Origin of the sequence: Streptomyces sp. H27-H1, from assembly GCF_026627445.1 — a bacterium.
GTDB lineage: Bacteria > Actinomycetota > Actinomycetes > Streptomycetales > Streptomycetaceae > Streptomyces.
In genome coordinates, this window is sequence record NZ_JAPNLJ010000004.1 from 147,250 (window position 1) to 170,097 (window position 22,848).

Genomic DNA, 22,848 nt, shown 5'->3' on the forward strand with positions numbered 1-22,848 from the left:
GACCCGCCAAGATCTGAAGCGCGCGCCGAACCGAACGGGGAGTACATCGTGACCAGTCGCAGCAGCCGGGACAGCCTCGACCCCGCCGTGGACCCGCTCGGTCCGCTGCGAGACCCGCAAGAGCCGGGCTGCGACGTCTTCCTGACCGGCACGGTCTTCCTCGACATCATCTTCACCGGCCTCGACTCGGCCCCGGTGCGCGGCACGGAGTCCTGGGCGCGCGGCATGGGTTCCAGCCCCGGCGGCGTCGCCAACATGGCCACCGCCCTCGCCCGGCTCGGCCTGCGCACCTCCCTCGCCGCCGCCTTCGGCGACGACCACTACGGGGAGTACTGCTGGGACGCCCTCGAGCAGGGCGAGGGCATCGACCTGTCGATGTCACGCACCGTCCCCGGCTGGCACAGTCCCGTCACCGTCTCGATGGCGTACGAGGGCGAGCGCACGATGGTCTCCCACGGCCACGAGGCCCCGCCCCCGGCGGGCCCCGGACCGTTCCCCCAGTGCCCGCCCCGCGCCCGCGCGGCCGTGGCCTCGCTCGGCCCGGGCGGTGGCGAGGCCTGGGTCGGCGAGGCGGCCCGGCGCGGGGCCCGGGTCTTCGCCGACGTCGGCTGGGACGACAGCGGGCGCTGGGACCTGGGGACGCTGGCCGGCCTGGAGCACTGCGAGGCCTTCCTCCCCAACGCCGGGGAGGCGATGGCCTACACGCGCACCGACTGCCCGCGCGCGGCGGCCCGGGCGCTCGCCGACCGGGTCCCGATCGCGGTGGTGACGATGGGCTCCGAGGGCTCCTACGCGGTGGACGGGCGGACCGGGGAGACGGCCGAGGTCCCCGCGATCGTGGTCGACGCCCTGGATCCGACCGGCGCGGGCGACGTGTACGTGGCGGGCTTCCTGACCGGCACCCTCGCCGAGTGGCCGCTGGCGGACCGGCTCGCCTTCGCGGGCCTGACAGCGGCCCTGTCGGTGCAGGAGTTCGGCGGCTCCCTGTCGGCGCCCGGCTGGCCGGAGGTGGCCCACTGGTGGCGCACCGCCCCGGAGGCCCTGCGCGGGCGCTACGGCTTCCTGGACGACCTGGTCCCGCGGACCGCCGCCCCGGCCAGCCGGCGCAGGGCGGTCCCGACGATCGGCTTCCGGCAGTCGGCGTAGGGCCCGGCCGGGCGGGGCCGTAAGGGCGGCGCCCCCGTACCGGACCGGCGGCCCCGTACGGGAGCTCCTGCGGGAGCCCCGTAAAACCCCTCGGGGACCGAGCGTCGGCGACGTACCCTTGGAAGTCCGGTGGCCGTCGATCGGCGCGGCCCCTCAGTGGGAGGTATGCGCAGGCCACAGTGCCGGCCCATGACTCAGACACCGACAGCCAAGACTCCGGCGCCGGGACAGGCGCGAGCCCACTTCACCGTCCCGGCCACCCATCCGATGGTGTCCGTCCTCGGTTCGGGCGACGCCCTGCTGCGCGTGATCGAGAAGGCCTTCCCGAAGGCCGACATCCATGTCCGGGGCAATCAGGTCAGCGCGATCGGCGCGGCGGCGGAAGTCGCGCTGATCCAGCGCCTGTTCGACGAGATGATGCTGGTGCTCCGCACCGGGCAGCCGATGACGGAGGACGCAGTGGAACGCTCGATCGCCATGCTCAAGTCCAGTGGCAACGGCAAGGGACCGAACGAGACGCCCGCCGAGGTGCTCACCCAGAACATCCTCTCCAGCCGCGGCCGCACCATCCGCCCGATGACCCTCAACCAGAAGCGGTACGTCGACGCGATCGACAAGAACACGATCGTCTTCGGAATCGGGCCCGCTGGTACCGGCAAGACCTACCTGGCCATGGCCAAGGCGGTCCAGGCCCTGCAGTCCAAGCAGGTCAGCCGGATCATCCTGACCCGCCCGGCGGTGGAGGCCGGCGAGCGCCTGGGCTTCCTCCCCGGCACCCTCTTCGACAAGATCGACCCGTACCTGCGCCCGCTCTACGACGCGCTGCACGACATGATCGACCCGGACTCGATCCCCCGCCTGATGGCGGCGGGCACGATCGAGGTCGCGCCGCTGGCATACATGAGGGGTCGCACGCTCAATGAGGCGTTCGTCGTGCTCGACGAGGCGCAGAACACCACCCCCGAGCAGATGAAGATGTTCCTGACCCGGCTCGGGTTCGACTCGAAGATCGTCGTCACCGGCGACGTGACCCAGGTCGACCTGCCCGGCGGTGCCAAGAGCGGTCTGCGGCAGGTGCAGGACATCCTCGACGGGGTTCCGGACATCGCCTTCTCGCGGCTCACGTCCGAGGATGTCGTCCGGCACAAGCTGGTCGGCCGTATCGTCGACGCGTACGAGAAGTACGACGACAGCCAGGACGGGAAGCCGTCCCGGAACGGCTACCAGCGGAAGTAGAACCCAGCGCACCATGTCGATCGACGTCAACAACGAGTCCGGAACCGAGGTCGACGAGCGGGCGATCCTCGACATCGCCCGCTACGCGCTCACCCGGATGCGGATCCACCCGCTCTCGGAGCTCTCCGTCATCGTCGTCGACGAGGAGGCGATGGAGCAGCTCCACATCCAGTGGATGGACCTGCCCGGACCCACCGACGTCATGTCCTTCCCGATGGACGAACTGCGTCCGCCGTCGAAGGACGACGAGGAGCCCCCGCAGGGGCTCCTCGGTGACATCGTGCTCTGCCCCGAGGTGGCGAAGAAGCAGGGCGAGGACGCCCCGACGCAGCACTCCATGGACGAGGAGCTCCAGCTCCTGACCGTTCACGGAGTGCTGCACCTGCTGGGGTACGACCACGAGGAGCCGGACGAGAAGGTCGAGATGTTCGGCCTCCAGGCGGCCATCGTCGACGGCTGGCGCGGTGAGCGCGGCGTCACGGGCCCGTCTCCGGCCCCCACCGTCTCGTGACCGCCCCCCAGCTGATCACCGGGGCCGTCCTGCTGGTCGTAGTGGCCTGGTTCGCCGCGTGCGCCGAGTCCGGGATCGCCCGGATCTCAGCCTTCCGCGCCGAACAGGCCGTACGGGAGGGCCGGCGCGGCAGCGCGAAGCTGGCCCAGGTCGCCGGCGACCCCACCCGCTACGTCAATGTCGCGCTGCTGGTCCGGGTGACCTGCGAGATGGCGGCCGGCGTGCTCGTCACGTACGTCTGCCTCGACGAGTTCGGGGAGAACTGGACGGCGCTGCTCGTGGCCATCGCCGTGATGGTGCTCGTGTCGTACGTGGCGGTCGGGGTGTCCCCGCGCACCATCGGCCGGCAGCACCCGCTGAACACGGCGACGGCGGCGGCCTACGTCCTCGTACCGCTCGCCCGGATCATGGGGCCGATCCCGCAGCTGCTGATCCTCCTCGGCAACGCGCTCACGCCCGGGAAGGGCTTCCGCAAGGGCCCCTTCGCCTCCGAGGCGGAATTGCGCGCGATGGTCGACCTGGCGGAGAAGGAATCGCTGATCGAGGACGACGAGCGCCGCATGGTGCACCAGGTTTTCGAGCTCGGCGACACGCTCGTGCGCGAGGTCATGGTGCCGCGCACCGACCTGGTCTGCATCGAGCGGTACAAGACGGTCCGTCAGGCGACCACGCTCGCCCTGCGGTCCGGCTTCTCGCGCATCCCGGTGACCGGGGAGAACGAGGACGACATCGTCGGCATGGTGTACCTGAAGGACCTGGTCCGCAAGACGCACATCAGCCGGGACGCGGAGAGTGACCTGGTGTCCACGGCGATAAGGCCCGCGGTGTTCGTGCCGGACACCAAGAACGCGGGCGACCTGCTGCGCGAGATGCAGTTGGTACGCAACCACGTGGCGGTCGTCATCGACGAGTACGGCGGTACCGCCGGCATCGTCACCATCGAGGACATCCTCGAGGAGATCGTCGGCGAGATCACCGACGAGTACGACCGCGAACTCCCGCCGGTGGAGGAGCTGGGCGGGGACCGCTACCGGGTCACCGCACGACTGGACATCACCGACCTCGGTGAACTGTTCAAGGTGGACTCCTTCGACGACGAGGACGTGGAGACGGTCGGCGGACTGCTCGCCAAGGCTCTGGGCCGGGTGCCGATCGCCGGCGCCTCCGCGGTGGTGGACCTGCCGGACGGGCGGCCGCTGCGGCTGACGGCGGAGTCCCCGGCCGGACGACGGAACAAGATCGTGACGGTGCTCGTGGAGCCGGTGGGTCCGGCCGCGGAAGCGGACGGGGGTCCGGAATGACACCGGCGCAGCTGCGCGCGTTCTGCCTGGGGTTCAACGCGGCGGTGGAGGAGTTCCCTTTCAACCCGGAGACCTCGGTGTTCAAGGTGCTGGGGAAGGTGTTCGCGCTGAGCGCGCTGGACGCCGACCCGCTGAAGGCCAACCTGAAGTGCGACCCGGAGCAGGCGGTGCGGCTGCGGGCGGAGCACGAGGCGATCGTGCCGGGCTGGCACATGAACAAGCGGCACTGGAACACGGTGACGGTGGGCGGGCCGGGGGCGCTGCCCGATGCGCTGGTCCGGGAGCTGGTCGAGGACTCGTACGACCTGGTGGTCGCGGGGCTGCCGAGGGCGGAGCGGCTGAGGCTCGACCGGCCGTAGTGGCTCGGGCCCGACAGGGCCCGGCGTTCCGGCGGACCCGGCGTTCCGGACCGCGGAACGGAGGAGGGGTCCAAGGTCATCGATCACGGGACCTTCAGGGCCGTGGATCCGCTTACGCAGCGCTTAGTTTTGTCCCTGCGCCACCAAGAGCCCGGGGGGACACCGGGGGTGGAGGGGAGAGCGCGTCGGCGGGGTCGTCGTGCGGCCCCGCCGACGCGCTCCATATGCTTCGGGCTATGACCGACAGCACCGGGATCGACCCCGAAGACACCAAGATCATCACACTGGCGCGCAGCGCCCGGGCCCGCAACGGCGTGCCCGAGGGCGCGGCGGTCCGGGACGAGACCGGCCGTACGTACGTCGCCGGCACGGTGGCGCTGGACTCCCTGAAGCTGAGCGCCCTCCAGACGGCCGTCGCGATGGCGGTGGCCAGCGGCGCCCAGTCCCTGGAGGCGGCGGCGGTCGTCAGCGCGGCGGACGCCCCCGCCGACGCCGACCGCGCGGCGGTCCGCGACCTCGGCGGTCCGGACACGCCGGTCCTCCTGGCAGACCCGGACGGCACCCTGAAGTCCACCACGGCAGCGGGCGCCTAGGCCGTCAGGCGGGGCGGGGCGTCGGACCGGTCAGGCCGTGGCGGCCCCGGCGGCCGAGCGGCGGCGGATGACCATCGCCATCAGGGCGGCCATCGCGCACAGGGCGCCCGAGGCGTACCAGACGGGGTCGTACGAGCCGAAGGCGTCGCGCGCCAGGCCGCCGAGGAAGGCCACCGTGGCCGCGCCGATCTGGTGCGAGGCCAGGACCCAGCCGAAGACGATGGCGCCTTCCTCGCCGTAGTGCTCGCGGCACAGCGCGATCGTCGGCGGGACGGTCGCGACCCAGTCCAGCCCGTAGAAGACGATGAAGAACAGCATCGGCGGGTGCACGGTCGGGGCCAGCAGCATCGGGAGGAAGAGCAGAGAGATCCCGCGCAGGGCGTAGTAGACGGCGAGGAGGCGGCGCGATTCGAAGCGGTCCGTCAGCCAGCCGGAGAACACCGTGCCGATCACGTCGAACACGCCGATCACGGCGAGGAGCCCGGCCGCGGCCGTCACCGGCATGCCGTGGTCGTGGGCCGACGGGACGAAGTGGGTCTTCACCAGGCCGTTGGTCGAGGCCCCGCAGATCGCGAAGGTGCCGGCCAGCAGCCAGAAGGGTCCGGTCCGGGCCGCCTTGACCAGTACGCGCACCGCCCGGCGGGCGGCCCCGGGGACGGGCGCGGGCTTGGCCGTGTACGCGCCCCCGTACGGGGTGGTCCCGATGTCCGCAGGATGGTCGCGCAGCAGCAGCCAGACGAAGGGCACGACGGCCAGGGCCGCCAGCGAGACGGTGACCGCCGCCGGGCGCCAGCCGTGGTGTTCCACCTGCCAGGCCAGCAGCGGCAGGAAGACCAGCTGGCCGGAGGCGCCGGCGGCGGTCAGGATGCCGGTGACCAGGCCGCGCCGGGCGACGAACCAGCGGTTGGTGACCGTCGCGGCGAAGGCCAGTGCCATCGAGCCGCTCCCGAGCCCGACCAGGACGCCCCAGTACAGGATCAGTTGCCAGGAGGAGGTCATCCACACCGTGGCGACCGATCCGGCGGCTATGACGGTCAGCGCGAGAGCGACGACCCTGCGGATGCCGAAGCGGTCCATCAGCGCGGCGGCGAAGGGTGCGGTGAGCCCGTACAGCGCGAGGTTCACGGAGACGGCGAGGCCGATCGTGCCGCGCGACCAGTCGAACTCCTCGTGCAGCGGCTCTATGAGCAGTCCGGGGAGCGAGGCGAAGGCGGCGGCGCCGATGATCGTCACGAAGGCGACGGCCGCGACGAACCAGGCGCGGTGGACACGGTGTCGCCGCGGTGCGCCGGGGGCGGGCGTGGAGGCGGGCGTCGAGGCGGGTGCAGGTGCGGAGGAGGGGCCGGGTCCCGGGGCTGTGTGCGTCACGCCGCCAGTTTCCGGCCGTGGGCGACTCCTACGACAGTGGCCTGAACGACATGCTTCGATATGATCGGGCCATGGAGACTCGCGCGCACCGTGTCGTCGTCCTGGCCCTCGCGGGGCTGCTGCCCTTCGAGCTCGGGATCCCGCACCGGATCTTCGGCCGTGCCCTGGGCGCGGACGGGCGGCCGCTCTACGAGATCCTCACCTGCGGGCTCGCCCCCGGCCCGGTGCCCACGGACGCCGACTTCGCCATCCACGTCGAGCACGGCCCGGAGCTGCTGGCCACGGCCGACACCGTGGTGGTCCCCGCCTCCTACGAACTGGGCCCGGTCCACAGCGAGGGCCGGCTCACCCCCGAACTCGTCGCCGCCCTCGCACACATAAGGCCCGGCACGCGGCTCGTCTCCATCTGCACGGGCGGCTACGTCCTCGCCGCCGCCGGCTTCCTGGACGGCCGCCGGGCCACCACCCACTGGGCCTCCGCCGAGCACTTCCAGCGGACCTTCCCGGCCGTACTGGTCGACCCCGGCGTGCTCTACACCGACGACGGGGACGTTCTCACCTCCGCCGGAGTCGCCGCCGGGATCGACCTGTGCCTGCACATCGTGCGCCGCGACCACGGCGTGGCCGTCGCCAACGACGTGGCCCGGCGCACCGTCGTACCGCCGCACCGCGAGGGCGGGCAGGCGCAGTTCATCGCCCGCCCGGTGCCGCAGCCGCAGCGGTCGGCCACCGGCGCGGCCCGCGCCTGGGTGCTGGACCGGCTGCACGAACCGCTGCTGCTGACCGACCTGGCCCGGCAAGAGGCGGTCTCCGTGCGGACCTTCACGCGCCGGTTCCGCGAGGAGTCGGGGCTCAGCCCGGGCGAATGGATCGTCGGGCAGCGGGTGGAGCGGGCCCGGGCGCTGCTGGAGCAGACCGACCTGCCGATGGAACACGTGGCCCGGGAAGCGGGCTTCGGGACCGCGCAGTCGTTGCGCAAACACGTCCAGGCGGCGCTCGGCGTGAGCCCGACGGCCTACCGGCGGACCTTCCGGGAGACCGCACCGGGCGCCACCCTGCCATCTCCTGATGGGACATCAGTTGGTGCCGGGTCCGTGCATTGACTTATCCCCCCGCCCACTCGTGAATGGCCCCCTGGCGGGGTTCGGGATCCCAGGGGGCGGTCAGTGCGGACATCGGCGCGACACAGAGGGTGGTCGGCGGCCGTCGGCATGGCGGTACTGGCCGCCGCGGCCGGGGGCGCGCTGAGCGCGCCCGCCGCCGCGGAGGGGGCCGGGCCGACGGCCGGGCCTCCGGGGCAGGTGGAGTTCCGGACGCACTGCCTGCCGCCCCAGGAAGCCGGACTGCCGCCGGCCGACGGGCCCACCACCGCGCGGATCACCGTGGACGACCCCGCGCCGCGCGTGGGCGACACCGTCACCGTCACCTACCAGGTGGCCCGGACCCCCGCCGTGAACCCGCTCTCCGTCGGCCTGCCCGCCGATGTCCTCACCCCGACCGGGCGGATCGTGCTCGGGGGCGCGCAGCAGGGCGAGGTCACGGTCGTCGGAGCCAAGCGCAACGACCCCGTCGAGGTGGGCGGGGCGCTGCCCGCCGTCACCATGACCGGCACCTTCACCGTGACCGCTCCCGGAGAGATCACCCTCTCCCCGGGCGACTACACCCTGCACACGGGTCACCTGCTCGAACTCGACACCGTCTGCGCGGCCGCCGGGAGCGTGGCGCCGGGGCCGTCGCCGTCGCCGTCGCCGAAGCCCTCCGGGTCCGCGTCCGCACCGGCCTCCGCGGCGCCGTCGCCGGCGTCCCCGTCACGGTCGCCGTCGCCGTCGCCGTCGCCGTCGCCGTCCCCGGCCGGGCCGCCGGTCGCGCAGCGGATCACCGCGAGCCCGCTGCCGACGGCCAACCTGCGAGCCGTCGCCCTCGGTACGGCCGCCGGCGGCCCGGGCGCCAAGGTCGAGGTCACCGGCGCCGGCTTCGCCCCCGGCGCGGACGTCACCGTGGCCGGCCGGGCGGGTACGGCCGAGACCGCCGACCGGGTCACCGCGAAGGCGGACGGACTGGGCGTGGTCCTCGCGGAGCTGCCGGTCACGGACCGGGCGACCACCGCCGTCGTGGCGTACGAGGGCGCCGCCTGGACTCCGGAGCGGGGCTCCGGCCCGGCCGCGTACACGGTGATCGTCGCCGCCCCGATGCCGCCGGGCAGCCAGAAGGTGACGGCGGTCGTGGAGCCGGGTGAGCTCGGCATGACGCAGGAGGGCGATGCCGTGACCCTGGGCGCGGTGCCGTACGGGGACGGCGGCGCGGCGGCCGGCCGGATCGGCACCGTCACCGTCAAGGACGCCCGCGGCGGGCCGGCCGGATGGTCGCTGATCGGCAAGGTCACCGATTTCACGGGCACCGGCGGGGTGCGCATCCCGGGTGCCTCCCTGAGCTGGACCCCGGCGTGCACGGCCGCGCCCGGCAGCCCCAGCGCCTGTACGCCGGGCAGTACGGGCACCGTCGGGCCGGACGGTGCGGTCCTGGCCTCCACCGGAGATGCCGCGCTCGTCGGGGGCACCTTCACCGTCGACGCGGCCGTCACCCTCCAAATCCCCCCGTACACCCCGCCGGGCGCCTACACGGCGGTGCTGACGCTGACGTTGTCGTGACCCGGCACCGACCCGCAGCCGCCGCGTGGGCGCGGGTGAGGCGGTGGCGGGCCGCAGTGGCGGCAGCCCTCGCCGTGCCGGTCGCGGCCGGGCTCCTGCTGCTCGGGCCCGCCGGGCCGGCCGCCGCGGCCGACAACGGGCAATGGTCCGTCCTGCCCGCCGCCAACACCCTCGGACAGCGTCCCTACTTCTACCTGGCCGCCGCCCCGGGCCAGGCCGTCACCGACTCCGTCACCATCGCCAACCGCACCGACCGCCCCCGCACCTTCCGCCTGTACGCCGCCGATGCCTACAACACCGCCCGCGACGGCGGCTTCGCCCTGCGTGGGCCCGAGGAGCCGCGCAGGGCCACCGCCGCCTGGACGGTGCTCGCACGGGAGCGGATCACCGTCCCGGCGAAGACGGCGCTCGACGTCGGCTTCACCCTCACCGTCCCCGACCGGGCCGAACCCGGGGACCACCCCGGAGCCGTCGTCGCCCTGGAGGACCGGCCGGCCGGTACGGCGGTGCGGGGGATCGGCGTCCAGCAGGCCGTCGCGGCCCGCCTCTACCTCAGGGTCACCGGCCCCACCGCCCCCGCCCTGGCCGTCGAGGAGCTCCGCACCGCCCGTCGAGGCGCCGGCGGCGCGGAAATCTCGTACACGCTCCACAACCTCGGCAACGTCACCCTGCGCCCCCGCGCCACCCTGACCGCCTCCGGGGCCCTCGGCCGGGGCCTCCTCTCCCGCCCCCTCACCGGCCTGCCCGCGGAGCTGCTGCCGGGCCAGCGGGTCCGGCTCACCGCGCACTGGGCGGACCCGCCCGACCTGGAATGGACCGAGGTCGCGGTGACGGCCCGGGCCGACGGGGCGGCTGCCCGGGCCGCCGCCGGAGACGCCGCGCACCCCGCCCTGAACGGCCTGCTCGCGGCCGCTCTGGCCCTCCTGGCGGTGGCCTGGTCGGCGCTGGGAGCCGCATCGGGGAGAATGGCCCGTATGAGCGATCGTTCCCCCGAGACCACCAGCCCGCACCGTGCGGGCTTCGCATGCTTCGTCGGCCGTCCCAACGCGGGGAAGTCGACCCTGACCAACGCGCTCGTGGGTACCAAGGTCGCGATCACCTCCAACCGGCCCCAGACCACGCGCCACACCGTCCGCGGCATCGTGCACCGCCCCGACGCCCAGCTCGTCCTGGTCGACACGCCCGGCCTGCACAAGCCGCGCACGCTGCTCGGCGAGCGGCTGAACGACGTGGTGCGCTCGACCTGGTCCGAGGTCGATGTCATCGGCTTCTGCCTGCCCGCCGACCAGAAGCTCGGCCCCGGCGACAAGTTCATCATCAAGGAGCTCGCGGGGATCAAGAAGACCCCCAAGATCGCCATCATCACCAAGACCGACCTGGTCGAGCCCAAGGTGGTGGGTGAGCAGCTCATCGCCGTGCACCAGCTCGCCGAGGAGCTGGGCTTCGAGTGGGCCGAGATCGTCCCCGTCTCGGCGGTCGGCGACAACCAGGTCCAGCTGCTGGCGGACCTGATCGCGCCGATGCTGCCGAAGAGCCCGCCCCTGTACCCCGAGGGCGATCTCACCGACGAGCCCGAGATGGTCATGGTCGCGGAACTGATCCGCGAGGCCGCGCTGGAAGGCGTACGGGACGAGCTCCCGCACTCCATCGCGGTCGTCGTCGAGGAGATGATCCCCCGGGAGAACCGCCCGGCGGACCGCCCGCTGCTCGACATCCACGCGAACCTCTACATCGAGCGGCCGAGCCAGAAGGGCATCATCATCGGCCCGAAGGGCGCCCGCCTGAAGGAGGTGGGGATGAAGTCGCGCAAGCACATCGAGGCTCTGCTCGGCACCCCGGTCTTCCTCGACCTGCACGTGAAGGTCGCCAAGGACTGGCAGCGCGACCCCAAGCAGCTCCGCAAGCTCGGCTTCTGATCCTTTTGACGCGCCCCGCGCATTGTTCGGCGCCGGGGCGCCTCACAAGCTTCGGGGCGCTGCGACGGACTCCGTCCGTCGTGGGCCGGCCCTGATCCGCAGGAAACGGGTCAGGGGTCAGGCGAGCCGCCGCACCTTCACCGCGTTGTCCGTACGGGTCCCGGGCCGGCCGTCAGGCTGGTTCTGGGCCCGTTCGTGTTCCTCCGCGAGCAGCACCTCCCAGGCGCCGACGGGCAGCTCCAGCTGGGCGACGACCTCGTCGGGGGTCGGGAAGGCCACCTTCGGACGGTCCTCCTGCCAGGGCGCCCAGCCCGCGTGGCCGACGACCAGCAGGATCCCGCCGGGGGCCACGGCCGCGGCCGCCCGGCGCAGGATCCGCTCGCGCGGGAACTCGCCGAAGGTGTGCAGGAAGCACGCGGAGACCAGGTCGTACCGCCCCGCCGGGAAGGACTCCGCGAGGTCGTGCCGCTGCCACTCGGTGAGGTCCGCGACCCCGGCGTCGGCCGCGTGCGCCGCCGCCCGCTCCAGGGCGACCCCGGAGATGTCGGTACCGGTGACGTGCCAGCCCTTGCGCGCGAGCCAGACGGCGTCGCCGCCCTCGCCGCAGCCGAGATCCAGGGCCCGGCCCGGAGCCAGTCCCTCGGCCTGCCGGGCCAGCACGGCATTGGCGTCACCGCTCCAGACCTTTCCGCTCTCTCGGTAGCGGGAGTCCCAGTACTCCTCACCCACGATGTCCGCCTCGGGCGCTTGCCCGGGGGAGTGGTGGTGGTGCTCGTGTGCCATGGGGACCTCCGGTCGGTACGGGTACCTGCGCCGCCCATGCTCCGTCCGTCGCGCCGCCCGCGCCAAGCAACCTTGCCGTTCCGGCAAACCGGTTCCCCGGCACGCCCGCGGGGCGGAGGACGGGCCGGGTGTTGCCCTACGACGCGGGCAACCTCCGCCGGCCCCCGACGGCCTGGCAAGTGGCGGGACGCACGCTGACGGCCGTGCTCGCGCTCCTCGTGCCGGGCGTCCTGAGCCTGGCCTTCGCGGTGTTCTGGTCCCTGGGCCACAGGGTGCCCGGCCCCCAGAACCGCAGGTCCGGTGTCGGGGAGCCCCGGACCGGGGAGACCGGCGCCGCGTACCCGTCCCGGTAAGCCGCTCAGAGCGGCCGGTCCGCGATCAGGGCCGTGCCGATCCGGTGGAAGCCGAGGCGGGCGTAGACGCGGGCCACGTCCTCGTCGCCCGCCGAGAGGAAGACCGTGCGCGCTCCGCGGGCCAGGGCGTCCGTGACCAGGGCCGCCGTCACCGCGAGGGCGAGGCCTTGGCGGCGGGCCGAGGGCAGGGTGCCGACGCCGACGACCTCGGCGACGTCGCCGACCGGGATGTACTGGCCGGAGCAGAGCACCACTCCGCCGCGGGTGGCCGCGGCCAGGGCGGTACGGCCCGACTCGATCATTCCGGCGACCCGGATCCGGCGCCCTTCCACGGCCGGGTCGCGCTCCGCCACCGCGAGCTCCGCGGGGCCCGCCTCGCCCACCGCCGTGCCCGGTGCGGCGAAGGCCAGCATCGGCACCGTCACTGCTGATCGGAGCATGGGGTCGGCCGGGCCGAGCACGCGCACGTCCGGATCCGCGGGGAGGCGTACTGCCTCGGCGGCGGGGTCCAGCACCATCAGCGGATGCGCGTGGACATGCAGTCCGGTGGCTTCCACCGCGGCCCGCAGGGAGGGGGCGTTTTCGGCCACCCATTCGAAGGACTCCGGGACCTTCAGCTCACGTTGCCGGGCCAGCACCCGCTCGACGTCGGCCACCGTGACGTCCGGGGCGGTGTCAGGACGGCCGAGCGCGGGCCGCGCGTAGTAGGGCCAGCCCGCGCTCTCCTGGACGAACAGGGTGAGCGGACCGAAGTCCTCGGTCCGCGCCCCGCCCGCCCGGGGAGCCGCGTCGTAGTACTGCTCCAGCTCGGACAACTGCTCGGAAGTCGTAGTCATCCGGTCATCCAAGCAAGCGGCGACGCCAGGGGCACCCGCATTTCGGCGCCTCACGCAGGCCCGTCCCGCGCAGGCCCGTCCCACGCAGGCCCGTCCCGCGCAGGCACGCCCCGCTCAGGCGCGCCCCGCTCAGGCGCGCCCCGACCAGACGCGCCCCGCCGGGGCGACCGCTCAGGCGCCCTCCTTCAGGACGCGCGAGATCAGCTCCCGCTGCGCCTGGGACAGGCTCGGGTCCTGGCAGAGCGCCGTCCGCCCGTCCACCGTGATCCGGTACGAGAAACCGTCCCGGACCCCGTCCGCCGGGGCCCCCGGCGGGCCGCCCCGCAGGGCCAGCTGCGCGAGCGCCTTCCACTCGGCCTCGTCGGGCAGGCCCGAGGTGTCCACCTCGGCCCGCCGCTCGATCCCCGCGAAGCCGCCCGTCCGCACCACCTGAATCCGCATGACGGCCCTTCTACCCCAACCCGACCGCCGACCACGCCTTCTGCAGCGCCTGGTGTTCCGTACCGCCCTCGCCGTACCGGGTGACGGCCGCCGCGGTCGTCAGGGCGGCGAACCGGGCGAAGTCCGCCTTCGGGCCCAGCTCGCCGCCGGTCAGGGTGTCGTACCAGATCCGTCCGGCCCGCTCCCAGGCCTTGCCGCCGAGCTCGGAGGCCACGATGTAGAAGGCGTGGTTGGGGATGCCGGAGTTGATGTGCACCCCGCCGTTGTCGCGCGAGGTGCGGACGTAGCCGTCCATCGTCGCGGGCTGGGGGTCCTTTCCGAGCTCGTCGTCCTCGTACGCCGTCCCGGGCGCCTTCATCGACCGCAGGGCGAAGCCGCTGTCCACGGACGGCCCGAGCAGTCCGGCGCCGATCAGCCAGTCGGCGTCCTCGGCCGTCTGGTCCAGCGAGTACTGCTTGATGAGGGAGCCGAAGACATCGGACATGGACTCGTTGAGCGCGCCGGACTGGCCGTAGTACTCCAGGTCGGCGGTGTGCTGGGTGACCCCGTGGGTCAGCTCGTGCCCGATGACGTCCACGGACACGGTGAAGTCGAGGAAGAGATCGCCGTCGCCGTCGCCGAACACCATCTGGCTGCCGTCCCAGAAGGCGTTGTTGTACAGCCGGTCGTAGTGGACGCTGGCGTTCAGCGGCAGGCCGGCGTCGTCGATGGAGTGGCGTCCGAAGGCCTTGAGGTAGAGCTCGAAGGTGGCCCCGAGCCCGGCGTAGGCACGGTTCACGCTGGCGTCCTGGCCGGCGTCCCCGCCCTCGCCGCGGACCTTCTTCCCGGGCAGCCGGGTGTGGTGCTCCGCGTCGTAGACGGTCCGTTCGGGGCCGTCGGAGACCGTCTCCTCCGCGGGCGGGAGGACGGTCATCAGGCGCCGGACCCGGTGGGAGGCGTCCAGTTCGAGGGTGCGCCGGGCGGCGGCCGCGCGGGCGGGGTCCTCGGACTGGGCGATCTTGTTCAGCAGGTGGGGCGGCACCACGGTGCAGAAGACGGGGTGACGGTGGGGGAGGAAGGCTTCCATACCCGGCAATGTGGCAGTGCGTAATGACTCTGTCACTAGCTGCGACCATGATTCATTCGCTTGTCTGAAAGCCTTCGCGTCAGGTTGACGGATCGACCGGACATCGGGTCGGGTAGGCGAGCATCAAAGAGGCTTAATTCACAAAGGGTGCAAAACAGACCCACGGGTCTTGCATACTGAAACAGGTCCCGCAGGACGGGGCGGCTCGGTTAGGCTCGATCCATCATGCGTTTCGGGCTGCTTCTCCTTAGCTGCCGCGGCGAGGGTCTGTAGTCGTAGGCCGACCCCCTCCCCGCGGAGTTCGGTGTTGCGGTTATGCGACCGCCCGTCGGCCGTCCCAGCGAACTACACGCGGACACGCGAGGAGCCCTACGCCATGAGCCAGCACAGCTTTGCCGGTCGCCCCACGCCCATCACGAACGCGACCCACACCCAGAAGCCCTCCGGGATGCCGATCCACAAGTACGGCTCGTACGAGCAAGTGGACATCCCCGACCGCACCTGGCCCGAGGCCCGCGTCACCAAGGCGCCCCGCTGGCTGTCCACGGACCTGCGCGACGGCAACCAGTCGCTGATCGACCCGATGACCCCCGCCCGCAAGCGCGAGATGTTCGACCTGCTGGTGCGCATGGGCTACAAGGAGATCGAGGTCGGCTTCCCGTCCTCCGGTGAGACCGACTTCAACTTCGTGCGCTCCATCATCGAAGAGGGCGCGATCCCGGACGACGTCACCATCTCCGTACTGACCCAGGCCCGCGAGGACCTGATCGAGCGGACCGTCGAGTCGCTGATCGGCGCCAAGCGCGCCACTGTGCACCTGTACAACGCGACCGCGCCCACCTTCCGCCGGGTCGTCTTCCGCGGCTCCAAGGAGCAGATCAAGCAGATCGCCGTCGACGGCACCCGCCTGGTCATGGAGTACGCCGACAAGCTGCTGGGCTCCGACACCGTCTTCGGCTACCAGTACAGCCCGGAGATCTTCACCGACACCGAGCTGGACTTCGCCCTGGAGGTCTGCGAGGCCGTCTGTGACGTCTGGCAGCCGGGCGAGGGCCGCGAGATCATCCTGAACCTGCCCGCCACCGTGGAGCGCTCCACGCCCTCCACCCACGCGGACCGCTTCGAGTGGATGGCCCGCAACCTGACCCGCCGTGCGCACATCTGCATCTCCGTGCACCCGCACAACGACCGCGGCACCGCCGTGGCGGCCGCCGAACTGGCCCTGATGGCCGGCGCGGACCGCATCGAGGGCTGCCTGTTCGGACAGGGCGAGCGCACCGGCAACGTCGACCTGATCACGCTGGGCATGAACCTGTTCTCCCAGGGCGTCGACCCGCAGATCGACTTCTCGCAGATCGACGAGATCCGTCGGACGAGCGAGTACTGCAACCAGATGGAAGTACACCCGCGCCACCCCTACGCGGGCGATCTGGTCTACACCGCCTTCTCCGGCTCCCACCAGGACGCCATCAAGAAGGGCTTCGACGCCAGGGACGCCGACGCGGCCGCCCAGGGCAAGACCGTCGACGAGATCGAGTGGGCGGTCCCGTACCTGCCGATCGACCCGAAGGACGTCGGCCGCTCCTACGAGGCGGTCATCCGGGTCAACTCGCAGTCCGGCAAGGGCGGCATCGCGTACGTCCTGAAGAACGACCACAAGCTGGACCTGCCGCGCCGCATGCAGATCGAGTTCTCGCGGATCATCCAGGCCAAGACCGACTCCGAGGGCGGCGAGGTCACCCCGAAGGCGATCTGGGACGTCTTCCAGGACGAGTACCTGCCCAACCCCGAGAACCCGTGGGGCCGCATCCAGCTGCGCTCCGGCTCGACGGCCACCGACAAGGACGGCACCGACACGCTGACCGTCGAGGCGGTCGTGGACGGCGCCGAGGCCGTTCTGGACGGCACCGGCAACGGGCCGATCTCCGCCTTCTTCGACGCGCTGGCCGCCGTCGGCATCGACGCCCGTCTGCTGGACTACACCGAGCACACGATGAGCGAGGGAGCCTCCGCGGTCGCCGCCTCGTACATCGAGTGCGCGATCGACGGCCGCGTCCTGTGGGGCATCGGCATCGACGCGAACACCACCCGCGCCTCCCTGAAGGCGGTCATCTCCGCCGTCAACCGCGCGGGCCGCTGATCCCCGTCCGGCTGACCGGCTCCCGCACGCCCGCCCCGGAACCCCGCCCCTCCTCCCGGAGGGGGCGGGGTTCCGCCGTTCCCCCGGGCCGGCGGGGTTCGCCGTTCCCGCGGGCCCCTGGCGGGGCGCCCGGACAGGCCCTCGGAGGGGGCGTGCGCGGGGGGCGCAGATCGGCCAAGTACGGGCCTCCGGGAGATGTTGTCTTGTCACACTGCTGACGCATCCTCACTGATGTGGCTAACATCACGCCAACCCGGCGATGTTGCCGGAAGGTTACGGAGGTGCGACGTGCTGCCAGTTCGGGGTGGGGACGGCCGGAAGCTGACGGTCTGGGGTATCCGCACCACCTGGAGCACCGTGGGGGACGGGGAGTTCTTCTGCCCCGACTGCGGTGGCGACCGTAACTACCGTCGGCGCACCGGGCGGCGCCGGTTCACCGTCCTCGGCGTGCCACTGCTGCCCCGCGGGCAGGCGGGTCCCGTCGTCGAGTGCCAGGGCTGCCGCGAGCGGTTCTCCACCGAGGTCCTGGACCACCTCACCACCACCCGCTTCTCCGCGCTGCTGCGCGACGCCGTGCACACCGTGACCCTGGCCGTGCTGGCCGCCGGCGGGACGGCCTCGCGCAGTGCGCTGGAGGCCGCCGTGAGCGCCGTACGGTCCGCGGGGTTCCAGGACTGCACCGAGGAGCAGCTGGAGTCCCTCGTCGACGGACTGGCCGCCGAGGAGGGACGGCTCGGGCTCTACGAGGGCCCCGACTACAGCGGTGCCGCGCTCTCGATCGAACTGCACGAGGCCCTGGAGCCGCTGGCCCCGCACCTGGCCGCCCCGGGCCGCGAATCGATCCTGCTGCAGGGCGCGCGCGTCGCGCTGGCGGACGGCCCGTACATCCCCGCGGAGCGCGAGGTGCTGGCGACGGTGGGCGCGGCGCTGCGGATCGGCGTGGACGAGGTCGCGCGGCTGCTGTCGGCGGTGCGGGCGCCGTAGGACGCCGCCCGCGGTGCTTCAGGCGGTGCCCCGCGCCACCGGGGCGGGGTGCGCCGCGATGAAGCGGCGCAGGGCCTCGGACAGGGCCTGCGGGTTGTCGAACGGGATCAGCGTGCGGGCGTCCGGGATCTCCACGTACTCGCCGTGCGGGAGCAGTTCGGCGAGCCGGCGGCCGGTCCGCGGCGGCATCATCCGGTCCTCCGCGCCCCAGACGACGAGGGCGGGGCGGTCGAAGGTGCGCAGCTGCTCGGCGGCCCGGAGGTAGGTGTCCTTGCGGGTGCCGCGCAGGAACGCGGCGAGGTCGCGGCGGATCGCCGGGTCGGTGAGCAGCGGGCCGTACCAGCGCAGGACCAGCTCGTGCGGGATCGGCCGCTTGGCCATGCCGCCCAGGGAGGTCCGCATCCCGGCGAGGAAGGGCGAGCGGAAGGACCGCAGGAGCAGGTGGAGCGCTCCGGGGATCTTGCTCGCGGTGTGCAGGGCCTTGCCCTGGAGGCCCGGCGGGTAGTTGTCGAGGGCTTCGCAGGAGGCGAGGACGAGGCGTGCGATCCGCTCGTCGCGGACGCCCACGAGGAGTTGGGCGATGCCGGCGTCGTTCTGGACGAGGGTGACCTCGCGCAGGTCGAGGCGGTCGAGGAACTCGGCGAGGAGGGCCGCGACCCCGTGGGCGGAGAGGTCTGCGCCGGGGTCCATGGGGAGCCGGTGGCCGCCGATGGGGAGCACGGGGACCACAACGCGGAAGTCGGCGCGCAGTTCGTCGACCACGGGCTGCCAGACGGACGCGTCGAAGCCGAGGCCGGGGACCAGGACGAGCGTCTCGCGGGCGGGGCTGTCCGCCCGGGGACCAGTACCGCTGTCCCCGTCGGTACCGCTGTCGGTGTCGGTGTACTCGATGGTGCCGGAGCCGAGCGTGATGTCGGGCATGCGGTTCCCCCTGGTCGGATCTGGACTGACTAGATAGACCGATCTAGTGAGACAGTAGACCCGATGACGACGACAGGCGATACGAGAGCGCGCATTCTGCACGCGGCGACCGAGCTCTTCCGCCGCCAGGGGTACGCGGCCACGGGCATGAAGCAGATCGTGGCGACGGCCCGGGCGCCCTACGGGTCCGCCTACCATTTCTTCCCGGGAGGCAAGGCGCAGCTGGGCGAGGAGGTCCTGCGCAGCTCCGGCGCGACCTATCTGGAGCTGATCGGCGAACTCTTCGGGCCGGGCTCCGGTCATCCCCGCGATCCCGCGGCGGCGACCCGGGACGCCTTCACCGGCGCCGCCGCCACGCTGGAGGCGCTGGACTTCGCCGATCCCTGCCCCGTCGCCACGGTGGCGCTGGAGGTGGCGAGCACCCACGAGGGGCTGCGCCGGGCCACCTCCGAGATCTTCACTTCCTGGGTCGACGCGCTGGCCGGCTACTACGCCGCCCACGGGATCGGCGCCGCGCACGACACGGCCGGCTCGGTGATCGCGCTGCTGGAAGGCGCCTTCATGCTGGGCCGCGCCCACCGCAGTACGGATCCGGTTCTGGCCGCCCGGGAGGCGGCGCAGGCGATCGTTTCGGCCGCTCTGGCCGCTTCGGACGGGGTTACGGGCGCCGGGACGGGAGAAAACGTCACATTCTGAGGTAACAATCGGGCCTCGCGACCCCGATTTCACACTTCTCCCGCTCCGTTCGAACCGCGGAGCCGTTGCATCCGTGTGAGCTGTTCCCGCCAGGTGGACGGCCGGAGGAGTGCCTCTGGGTTTGCCCGGCCGAACGGCTGCGAAGCGTTAACCCGCACGTCACCCCGTAGAGCCTTCGCGTTCGCGCAGTGGTAGGCGTCGATTCCGTGAATCATCGTCCATAGCCGACACCGGGGGTCCCCCGCCACTGGAGAAACCTCCAGATCGAGGGGGCCTGCGAGTCAACACTTTGTGGAAGTCGACGATATCTGTGAGCGGCCCCACAGGCGTTCAATTCCGGTCACACGAGGAGACGCCGCCGGTAACACCGCGGAGCTTCGATTCACGTGGACGTCCTGACAACCCTGACGGATCAACGGGCTAACGACCCACTCCGGCCAGGGATGACCAGATTCCCCAGCTTCCACCAGCTTCCTCTCGGTTACCTACCTCATTGAAGGGCAAGGCAGAGATGGCACGTGTCGCCGCACCGCTTTCCGCCACCGGAAAGCAGAGCACGCACCCGGTCGACGAGGTGCTCCCCCTCCCCAAGCTCGCGCTGTACGGCTTCCAGCACGTACTCGCGTTCTACGCCGGTGCGGTGATCGTTCCGATCATCGTCGGCGGCGCTCTCGGGCTCACCACCGAGCAGCTCGTCTACCTGATCAATGCCGACCTCTTCACCTGCGGTATCGCCTCGATCATCCAGGCGTGGGGCATAGGCAGGATCGGCGCACGGCTGCCCCTCATCCAGGGCGTCACCTTCACCGCGGTGTCCCCGATGATCGCCATCGGTCTCGGAGCGGGCGGCGGGACCGCCGGTCTCCTGGTCATCTACGGCGCGGTCATCACGGCCGGCATCGCCACCTTCGCCTTCGCCTGGCTGCCGCCCAAGGCCTTCCGCACCATCATGCGGATCTTCCCGCCGGTCGTCACCGGCACGGTGATCACCGTCCTCGGCATCGTGCTGATCCCGGTCGGCCTGAACGACGCCGCGGGCGGCCTCGGCAGCCCCGACTTCGGTGCCCCGAAGCACTTCGCCTACGCCGGCGGCACGATGCTCTTCATCCTCATCCTGATGAAGCTAGGCCGGCCCTTCCTCAACAGCATCTCGATCCTGCTCGGCCTGGTCGGCGGCACCGTCGTCGCCTTCCTGCTCGGCGACGCCAAGTTCGGTGACGTGAGCAACTCGGACTGGATCGGCATCACCACCCCGTTCTACTACGGAGCCCCGAAGTTCGAGTGGTTCCCGATCATCCTGATGCTCATCGTCATGCTGATCACCATGGTCGAGACGACCGGTGACACGTACGCCGTCGGCGACATCGTCGGCAAGGAGATCGACAGCGAGACCGTGGCCCGCGCCCTGCGTGCCGACGGCGCCGCGACCGCGCTGGGCGGCGTCCTCAACTCCTTCCCGTACGTGGCCTTCGCCGAGAACGTCGGCCTGGTCCGGATGACCAAGGTCAAGAGCCGGTTCGTCGTGGTCGCCGCGGGCGTCTTCATGATCGTCCTCGGTCTGCTCCCGAAGGCCGCCGCGATCGTCGCCGCCGTCCCGCACGGGGTCCTCGGTGGCGCCGCGACCGTGATGTTCGCCATGGTGGCCCTGGCCGGTATCCAGACCCTGGGCAAGGTCGAGCTCAAGGAGGAGAAGAACGCGCTGATCGTGGGCGTCTCCCTGGCCTTCGCCCTGCTTCCGGCCACCGTTCCGGTGTTCTTCAAGGAGCACATGAACGCGGACCTCTCCTCGCTGCTCAACAGCGGTGTGACGCTCGGTGCCACGGCCGCGATCGTCCTGAACCTGATCTTCAACGGGCTGGGCAAGGACGACGCCCACAGCGTCCCGGCGGCCGCCTCCCCGCTGGCCGACTCCCCGCTCGCCGAAGCCCCGGCGGCTGACAGCGCCGCGGCCGACGCCGACGCGGCTGACACCGCCGCGGCTGACACCGCCGCGGCTGACACCGCCGCGGCGGACGCGGACGACGAGCCCACGGCAGCCATCCCGGCCCAGTCGGCCGAGGGCGAGCGCAGCGCCCCCACGCCGACCGCCTGACCCTCCCAAGGGGTGTCCCCCGCCGGGCTCGCGCCCGGCGGGGGACGCTGCCGTCGTGGGTGCAGGGCCGCCGTAAGATCCAATTCTCCTGACCCGGACGAACGGATCTTCCTCGATGCGCATACGCGCCCTCGGCCGCGTGGCGGCGGCCACCGCACTGGCCGCCGTCGCCTCGCTCCTGTCGACGAGCGGGGCCCACTCCGCCGACTACCAGGTCCGCGACCCGGCCTTCGTCGCCGCGGCGACCCCGCAGGCCCTCTTCAACAACCCCCGCGAGGGCAACACCGACGAGATCCGCGACCGGCTCGTCGACCTCGTCGATCACGCCGAGCCCGGCACCTCGATCACCGGATCGATGTACCTGTTCACCGACGGTGCGGTGGCGGACGCCCTGGTCAACGCGAACAAGAACGGCGTCAAGATCCGGCTGGTCCTCGACAGCGAGGCCCTCCCCGTCCCCGCCGCGGACTGGCTGGCCCCGGAGAACACCAAGGCCACCGGCGTGGCCAGCGAGTTCCCCAAGCTCGTCCGCCAGCTCGGCGTGGACCGCACCAAGGACTCCTACGTCTACGTCTGCCCGCGCTTCCGCGGCTGCGTAGGAGGCCGCCCCGCCAAGGAGATCAAGAACAGCGACCCGATCAACCACAACAAGTACTTCCTGTTCGAGAAGGTCGGCGCCGTCCCGGCCGTCGTCTTCCAGACCTCGGCCAACCTGACCGACACCCAGAAGGCGAAGTACTACAACAACGCGGTCACGGTCCCCGACCGGCCCCTGTACGACGCCTACCAGAAGTACTTCGCCGACCAGCTGTCGTACTCGAGCGCGGCCGCCGGCAAGCCCGACTACCACCAGGTCGTCCCCGCCGGCCCGAACACGGCCTACTTCGGCCCCCGCCGCGAGACGGGCGAGGATCCGTACGCGGAGCCCGCCACCGACACCGTCCTGGACCTGCTCGCCCCCGTCGACTGCGCCGGCGGAGCCACCAAGATCCGTGTCGCGATGTTCGCCTTCACCCGCACCCAGGTCGCCGACCGGCTCGTCCAGCTGCGCGCCGCCAAGTGCCAGGTCTACGTCTTCCTGAACAACGAGCCCGGCAGCATCGGCTCCACCGTCAAGGACATCCTGCAGCGCGGCGGGCTCAACCACCTCGGCGCGTGCAGCTCCCCGACCGGCCAGGTGCCCGCGTACGGGCTCCACTCGAAGTACATGCTGATCGAGGGCACCTACGACGAGGTCCCGAACCGGGAGCTCGTCTTCACCGGCAGCCAGAACTACACCTACCCCTCGCTGCGCGGCTACGACGAGACGATCCTGAAGATCGACGATCACGCCGTCTACGGAGCCTTCGAGGACAACTTCGACCGCGAGCTCAACGGCTTCCCGGGCTACAGCCCGCCCCGCACGGGCAGCTGCGTCCCGCTGACCTGATCCCGGCGCCCGCGTGCCCCGTCCTGTCA

22 protein-coding genes and 1 pseudogene are annotated in these 22,848 nt (G+C 71.9%); 16 read left to right on the forward strand and 7 right to left on the reverse strand.

What is annotated here, in order from left to right; genetic code table 11:
- Positions 1-45: 45 nt before the first annotated feature.
- From OTB20_RS05500 to OTB20_RS05525, 6 genes are all read left to right on the forward strand, one after another.
- Positions 46-1,146 carry a PfkB family carbohydrate kinase gene (locus OTB20_RS05500; RefSeq protein WP_267815601.1) on the forward strand — a complete coding sequence of 367 codons (1,101 nt, stop codon included), beginning with the start codon at positions 46-48 and terminating at the stop codon, positions 1,144-1,146.
- Between the two features lie 189 nt (positions 1,147-1,335).
- Positions 1,336-2,382 (forward strand): PhoH family protein, encoded by a 1,047-nt coding sequence (locus OTB20_RS05505; RefSeq protein ID WP_267815457.1) that lies wholly within the window; start codon positions 1,336-1,338, stop codon positions 2,380-2,382.
- A 13-nt stretch (positions 2,383-2,395) separates the two neighbouring features.
- Complete coding sequence (gene ybeY / locus OTB20_RS05510; RefSeq protein WP_267753291.1) at positions 2,396-2,893, forward strand: rRNA maturation RNase YbeY; 498 nt, start codon at positions 2,396-2,398, stop codon at positions 2,891-2,893.
- Positions 2,890-4,194 (forward strand): hemolysin family protein, encoded by a 1,305-nt coding sequence (locus OTB20_RS05515; protein WP_267815458.1) that lies wholly within the window; start codon positions 2,890-2,892, stop codon positions 4,192-4,194. The genes ybeY and OTB20_RS05515 overlap by 4 nt, the downstream gene beginning before the upstream one ends.
- The gene (locus OTB20_RS05520; protein ID WP_267815459.1) at positions 4,191-4,553 is read left to right on the forward strand and encodes an MmcQ/YjbR family DNA-binding protein; all 363 of its coding nucleotides are present in this window, start codon (positions 4,191-4,193) and stop codon (positions 4,551-4,553) included. The genes OTB20_RS05515 and OTB20_RS05520 overlap by 4 nt, the downstream gene beginning before the upstream one ends.
- 236 nt (positions 4,554-4,789) lie before the next feature.
- Positions 4,790-5,146 carry a cytidine deaminase gene (locus tag OTB20_RS05525; RefSeq protein WP_267815460.1) on the forward strand — a complete coding sequence of 119 codons (357 nt, stop codon included), beginning with the start codon at positions 4,790-4,792 and terminating at the stop codon, positions 5,144-5,146.
- 30 nt (positions 5,147-5,176) lie between these two features.
- Here OTB20_RS05525 and OTB20_RS05530 read toward each other — a convergent pair whose 3' ends face one another.
- The gene (locus OTB20_RS05530) at positions 5,177-6,514 is read right to left on the reverse strand and encodes an MFS transporter (protein WP_267815461.1); all 1,338 of its coding nucleotides are present in this window, start codon (positions 6,512-6,514) and stop codon (positions 5,177-5,179) included.
- Between the two features lie 71 nt (positions 6,515-6,585).
- Between OTB20_RS05530 and OTB20_RS05535 the strand changes: the two genes are divergently transcribed.
- The 4 genes and pseudogenes from OTB20_RS05535 to era all read left to right on the forward strand — a co-directional run bounded on the left by OTB20_RS05535 (position 6,586) and on the right by era (position 11,078).
- Positions 6,586-7,617: a GlxA family transcriptional regulator gene (locus tag OTB20_RS05535; RefSeq protein ID WP_267815462.1), complete on the forward strand. Its 1,032-nt coding sequence runs from the start codon at positions 6,586-6,588 to the stop codon at positions 7,615-7,617.
- A gap of 108 nt (positions 7,618-7,725) precedes the next feature.
- Positions 7,726-9,162, forward strand: a complete 1,437-nt coding sequence (locus tag OTB20_RS05540; RefSeq protein ID WP_267815463.1) for a beta-xylosidase — start codon at positions 7,726-7,728, stop codon at positions 9,160-9,162.
- A 74-nt stretch (positions 9,163-9,236) separates the two neighbouring features.
- A pseudogene (locus tag OTB20_RS05545) lies at positions 9,237-9,623 on the forward strand (WxL protein peptidoglycan domain-containing protein); the annotation flags it as partial.
- Between the two features lie 504 nt (positions 9,624-10,127).
- On the forward strand, positions 10,128-11,078 hold the full coding sequence (gene era / locus OTB20_RS05550; RefSeq protein WP_420716334.1) for a GTPase Era: 951 nt from the start codon (positions 10,128-10,130) through the stop codon (positions 11,076-11,078).
- Positions 11,079-11,195: 117 nt separating this feature from the next.
- Here era and OTB20_RS05555 read toward each other — a convergent pair whose 3' ends face one another.
- Complete coding sequence (locus tag OTB20_RS05555; protein WP_267815464.1) at positions 11,196-11,861, reverse strand: class I SAM-dependent methyltransferase; 666 nt, start codon at positions 11,859-11,861, stop codon at positions 11,196-11,198.
- A 128-nt stretch (positions 11,862-11,989) separates the two neighbouring features.
- Here OTB20_RS05555 and OTB20_RS05560 point away from each other — a divergent pair, with 128 nt between their 5' ends.
- On the forward strand, positions 11,990-12,214 hold the full coding sequence (locus OTB20_RS05560; RefSeq protein ID WP_267815465.1) for a hypothetical protein: 225 nt from the start codon (positions 11,990-11,992) through the stop codon (positions 12,212-12,214).
- Between the two features lie 5 nt (positions 12,215-12,219).
- Here the strand turns inward: OTB20_RS05560 and OTB20_RS05565 are convergent, their stop codons facing one another.
- Genes OTB20_RS05565 through OTB20_RS05575 form a run of 4 tightly spaced genes read right to left on the reverse strand, consistent with a single transcriptional unit; the run spans position 12,220 to position 14,557 of the window.
- The gene (locus OTB20_RS05565; protein ID WP_267815466.1) at positions 12,220-13,050 is read right to left on the reverse strand and encodes a GNAT family N-acetyltransferase; all 831 of its coding nucleotides are present in this window, start codon (positions 13,048-13,050) and stop codon (positions 12,220-12,222) included.
- 4 nt (positions 13,051-13,054) lie between these two features.
- Complete coding sequence (locus OTB20_RS42720) at positions 13,055-13,291, reverse strand: pentapeptide repeat-containing protein (RefSeq protein ID WP_420716335.1); 237 nt, start codon at positions 13,289-13,291, stop codon at positions 13,055-13,057.
- Positions 13,222-13,491, reverse strand: a complete 270-nt coding sequence (locus tag OTB20_RS05570; RefSeq protein WP_267815467.1) for a protealysin inhibitor emfourin — start codon at positions 13,489-13,491, stop codon at positions 13,222-13,224. The genes OTB20_RS42720 and OTB20_RS05570 overlap by 70 nt, the downstream gene beginning before the upstream one ends.
- Positions 13,492-13,501: 10 nt before the next feature.
- Entirely contained in the window at positions 13,502-14,557 is a 1,056-nt protein-coding gene (locus OTB20_RS05575) for a M4 family metallopeptidase (RefSeq protein ID WP_267815468.1), read from the reverse strand.
- A 376-nt stretch (positions 14,558-14,933) separates the two neighbouring features.
- Here OTB20_RS05575 and leuA point away from each other — a divergent pair, with 376 nt between their 5' ends.
- On the forward strand, positions 14,934-16,697 hold the full coding sequence (gene leuA, locus OTB20_RS05580; RefSeq protein WP_267815469.1) for a 2-isopropylmalate synthase: 1,764 nt from the start codon (positions 14,934-14,936) through the stop codon (positions 16,695-16,697).
- A gap of 288 nt (positions 16,698-16,985) precedes the next feature.
- Complete coding sequence (locus OTB20_RS05585; RefSeq protein WP_267815470.1) at positions 16,986-17,681, forward strand: TerB family tellurite resistance protein; 696 nt, start codon at positions 16,986-16,988, stop codon at positions 17,679-17,681.
- Positions 17,682-17,699: 18 nt separating this feature from the next.
- Here OTB20_RS05585 and OTB20_RS05590 read toward each other — a convergent pair whose 3' ends face one another.
- A complete protein-coding gene (locus OTB20_RS05590; RefSeq protein ID WP_267815471.1) occupies positions 17,700-18,602 on the reverse strand; it encodes an alpha/beta fold hydrolase in 903 nt (300 codons plus the stop codon).
- Positions 18,603-18,665: 63 nt separating this feature from the next.
- Between OTB20_RS05590 and OTB20_RS05595 the strand changes: the two genes are divergently transcribed.
- From OTB20_RS05595 to OTB20_RS05605, 3 genes are all read left to right on the forward strand, one after another.
- Positions 18,666-19,298 (forward strand): TetR/AcrR family transcriptional regulator, encoded by a 633-nt coding sequence (locus OTB20_RS05595; protein WP_267815472.1) that lies wholly within the window; start codon positions 18,666-18,668, stop codon positions 19,296-19,298.
- A 511-nt stretch (positions 19,299-19,809) separates the two neighbouring features.
- Complete coding sequence (locus tag OTB20_RS05600; RefSeq protein WP_267815473.1) at positions 19,810-21,390, forward strand: nucleobase:cation symporter-2 family protein; 1,581 nt, start codon at positions 19,810-19,812, stop codon at positions 21,388-21,390.
- Between the two features lie 115 nt (positions 21,391-21,505).
- Complete coding sequence (locus tag OTB20_RS05605; protein ID WP_267815474.1) at positions 21,506-22,819, forward strand: phospholipase D-like domain-containing protein; 1,314 nt, start codon at positions 21,506-21,508, stop codon at positions 22,817-22,819.
- The last annotated feature ends 29 nt before the right edge of the window (positions 22,820-22,848 follow it).